2 protein-coding genes and 1 pseudogene are annotated in these 3,140 nt (G+C 37.1%); all 3 read right to left on the bottom strand.

Going from position 1 to position 3,140, the window contains the following annotated elements:
- Positions 1–46: 46 nt before the first annotated feature.
- Positions 47–769, bottom strand: a complete 723-nt coding sequence (gene atpB, locus QQK25_RS24550) for a F0F1 ATP synthase subunit A (protein ID WP_284189979.1) — start codon at positions 767–769, stop codon at positions 47–49.
- Between the two features lie 156 nt (positions 770–925).
- A complete protein-coding gene (gene rpsB, locus QQK25_RS24545; RefSeq protein ID WP_284189978.1) occupies positions 926–1,678 on the bottom strand; it encodes a 30S ribosomal protein S2 in 753 nt (250 codons plus the stop codon).
- A gap of 178 nt (positions 1,679–1,856) precedes the next feature.
- Positions 1,857–3,140: pseudogene (locus tag QQK25_RS24540) on the bottom strand (hypothetical protein); the annotation flags it as partial.

Here is a 3,140-nt window from a genome sequence, read left to right as displayed (position 1 = left end):
ATTTTCCCACGATCACCTCCTTTTTAACTATTTCCTAATAGTATACTCAATGATGACCTTCCATGGATTCGCCTATATAAGCGGCGGTTAAAGTTGCAAAAATAAGAGCTTGAATACCACTTGTAAATAATCCAAGGAACATGACAGGTATAGGAACCACTGAAGGTACTAAAGAAACAAGAACAACAACTACTAATTCATCAGCCAATATATTTCCAAAAAGTCGAAAACTAAGGGATAAGGGTTTTGTAAAATCTTCTAGGATATTAATTGGTAAAAGGATTGGAGTAGGTTGAATGTATTTACCGAAATAACCCAAACCTTTTTTGCTAAGACCTGCATAGAAATATGCTGCGGATGTAGGTAAAGCTAAAGCAACAGTAGTATTTATATCATTCGTAGGCGCAGCTAACTCCCCGTGAGGTAACTGTATCAGTTTCCAAGGTAAAAGAGCCCCTGACCAGTTAGAAACAAAAATAAACAAGAACATGGTTCCAATAAAGGGAACCCAAGGACCATACTCGTCCCCAATTTGAGTTTTGCTCAAGTCTCGGATGAATTCAAGGATGTATTCGAAAAAATTCTGACCATCCGTCGGGATGGTTTGTGGATTTCGAACAGCTATAGTGACTGAACCTAATAAAATAGCAATTACGACCCAAGAAGTAATAAGGACTTGAGCATGGACTTGGAAACTACCTATTTGCCAATAAAGATGTTGGCCTACTTCCACGCCCGCTATATCATATAAACCTTTGAATGTATTCATGGAACATGGTAGAACATTCATATTGACCTCTGACTGAAATAGAACTTAAAAAGAATTATTTTGATTCAACCATCTCTTTTTCGAGACTCAGGAATAGTAACCGATTTAATCAATCTATATAGAATTCCCCAAGGAATTAACTTATCTTATTATTAATTAACGATTTCTTATAGAGCTAAAACGACCCTTAGAGCCCGAATTATTCTTAGAGCTAGACCGACCCTCACAAATTGCATATACTAATTTGTTAAGGATGAATCGGATTGAAGCTATAGAGTCATCATTGGCTGGAATGGGAAAATCCGCGAGATCCGGATCAGAATTTGTATCGATTAAAGAAATCGTTGGAATTCCTAAAGTGATACATTCTCTAAGAGCCTTCTGATCTTCTTGTTGATCAACGATGATTACAATATCAGGTAACTCCGTCATATATTTGATGCCGCCAAGATATGTTTGCAAGCGAGATAATTGTCTTTTTACTATTGCTGCCTCTCTTTTCGGAAGGTGGTTCAACCTGCCCGTTGTTTGTGCGACTCTCAAATCTCGGAATTTCTTTAATTTTGTTTCTGTAGTCGACCAATTCGTTAACATACCACCAAGCCATTTTTTATTCACATAATGACATCGCGCCCTTATTGCAGCTGATGCTACTGAATCCGCTGCTCTATTTTTCTTTTTGGTACCAACTATTAAAAATTGTTTTTTCTCACTTGCTGCGTCAAAAATTAAATCACAAGCTTCTGCTAAAAAACGAGCAGTTCGGATAAGATTTGTAATATGCTTACCTTTACGCTTTGCAGCAATGTAAGGGGCCATTCTAGGATTCCATTTCTTAGTCCCATGACCGAAATGAACCCCTGCTTCCATCATCTCTTCCAAATTTATGTTCCAATATCTTCTTGTCATTTCGCCCCCCCTCACCTTCTCTTTTTTTTTTTAGAGACGAGGTACCCCGAAAAAAATTTGTTCCAACGGAACCTTTTGCCGTAGATTGAGCGTCGATACACGATCCAAGCTATGAATTCCTTTCTATTCTTTTTTTTTTATCAAAAAAATGACTAGATTAATGTGAAAAAATAAGCTCTTAGGAATCTTTCAATCCTAACTGTTCTGATGTATCATGAAAATTTTTCGAGATACAAGAATCAAATAATTCTCTGTGGTGGAATAAAATGTCTCTCGTGTCCCCCTCAAAAAGATTCTTCTTTTTTATTTCTATGATAGGAATGTTGCTGTGTTGCCTTAAACGATGGATTAATCCTTTAAATCCGGTCCCAGCAGGTATGATTCCCCCCAAAACAACATTCTCTTTCAAGCCTTTCAACCAATCGATCCGACCTCGTAGAGCGGCTTTGGCTAACACTCGAGCAGTTTCTTGAAAACTCGCTTCAGATATAAAACTTTGAGTATTTAGAGATGCCTTTGTTATTCCCAATAAAACGGCTCGGTAACAGAGTGCCTCTTCGAAAGCACGACCCATCCGTTCCGCCCGCAACAATCCAATTAATTCTCCAGGTAAAAAAGCCTTAGATGTTCCATCTTCTGAAACCGAGACTTTGGATGTAATTTGACGTACAATCAGTTCTATATGTCGATTGTGGATCTGTACTCCCTGGGATCGATAAACTTTTTGAATTTTATTAACCAAAGAAATACGACTTTGCGCTATTGTTAGCTGAGCACCAATCATGAATCCCCAATGACTGCCAAGAATTCGTGTTATACGTTTGTTCCAATCTTCAATTCTCTCTTCTAAGTTTGAATCAATGGAACGCGCTTCGAACAACTGTGCTACTTTTGGAAGACCTTGTGTTATATCCCCCGATCTCGATTTTTCATATATAAAGGTAAGTAAAGTATCTCCTTCATAAAGGATTTCCCCATAATGTCCATGAACAGTTGCTCCTGGAGTAGCTAAATAAGGCTTTGCCGATCTTATTACTAAATAGTCAACATGCACAATTAGAACCTGCCCCGATTTTAGGTCTGGTTTGTGTTTAGCTAAACAGCCATTTTCACAAAAAAACTGGCCAAGGCTAATTATTGTCGACATTTCATCACAAGAGTTGGGAGGGAGAAAACCCCAATTTAAATTGAATGGGTTTAACACAATATTATTGCATGGATCGGAATAAAACATTTTCCCATTTTCATCTATTAAAAAGTATTTAAGTACTTGAAAAGTATGATTTAAATTGTCCAAAAATAAATATTTTTTTATCAAGATCTGATTCTGCGTTATTAAATAAGAAAATGAATCAAAATGACTCGTTTTAGGAGGAATTCCGAAAGGACCCAAGGAATTCCTAATTGGAAGTAGGGGGTCCCTTTTAATGGATTCTTTTGTCACGTTGGTATTATCAAATTT

Origin of the sequence: Zoogloea oryzae, assembly GCF_030161255.1 — a bacterium.
Lineage (GTDB): Bacteria > Pseudomonadota > Gammaproteobacteria > Burkholderiales > Rhodocyclaceae > Zoogloea > Zoogloea oryzae.
This window is presented reverse-complemented; position numbering and strand designations above follow the sequence as displayed.